Below are 1038 nucleotides of genomic sequence, written 5' to 3' on the forward strand. Positions count from 1 at the left end.
GAAATATCGGATATAGCTATATTGATTTGTTCGGTTGATTTTAACTGTTTTTGAGTTGATAATGTAATTGTTTGCGCCTGATTAGCCGTTATTTCAGCTCCTGAACGAATTTCACGGAAAATATTATCAAGTTCTTTGATAAGGTTATTGCCTTCCCTTATTTTATCCGTACTTTCTTCGCTGGAAATTATTAATGAAGAAGAAGAATTTTGAATTTCCTCAACTTGTTCGCGAATTTGCGTGGTAAGAGAAGCGATGTCGTCCGCAAGACGGTTTACTTCGTTTGCCACAACTGTAAAACGTTTGCCGTGCTCTCCGGCGCTTGCGGCTTCCAACCCGGCGTTAAATGCTATAACTTTTGTTTGATCCGTTATTGTATTAATACTTTTTATAAAATCGCGTATTTTTAATATCTTGTTTCCAAGATTTATAATGCTGGTAATTACGCCATCGTTCTTTTTCTTAATGTCTTCCAGTTGATTAATATTGTGCTCCAGAACGGAAAACCCGTGAATAACGTCATTTTCCATTTTATTGGCGATATTCGATACATTAGATGTTTTTTCCGAAATATCCCCGGCTATTTGGGTGTTTTCTTTTATTGTACTTTCAATCTCATGAATACTGGTGGCTTGATTATTAGCATTAATAAAAATTTCTTTAGATGAAAGAAATATATCGTCAGTGGATTTTTTAATAATTTTAGCAAGTGAACGCGTTTGTTCCACTGTCGCCAAAGCCGCATCAGCGGCACTGGCTTGAGACTCTATCATATTTTTAAATAATTTTAGATGGCGTTTACATGAAAAACCGGCTGTAAGACCGGCGACAACCATTGCAAGAGCGCTAAATGATTCATTATACAGGGGAAAACTTACAGGTATTGTTTTGCCGCCAAGCGTAAAATAATAAGGTAAATCAAGAACATGAGCGTTAGCTATGACGACAATTAAATAGCAGACCCCTGAAAAAATACCTGAAAAAAACGCGCATGGAACGCTGTATCTAAAAGAGCCTGCCAAAATAAGGACTATGTAA

1 protein-coding gene is annotated in these 1038 nt (G+C 36.5%); it reads right to left on the minus strand.

Going from position 1 to position 1038, the window contains the following annotated elements:
• Positions 1–1038 (minus strand): methyl-accepting chemotaxis protein (locus tag ACYVTD_RS13770; RefSeq protein ID WP_461248299.1); only part of this gene is annotated, 1038 nt, incomplete at both ends.

It is taken from the genome of Treponema sp. R6D11 (assembly GCF_054786075.1).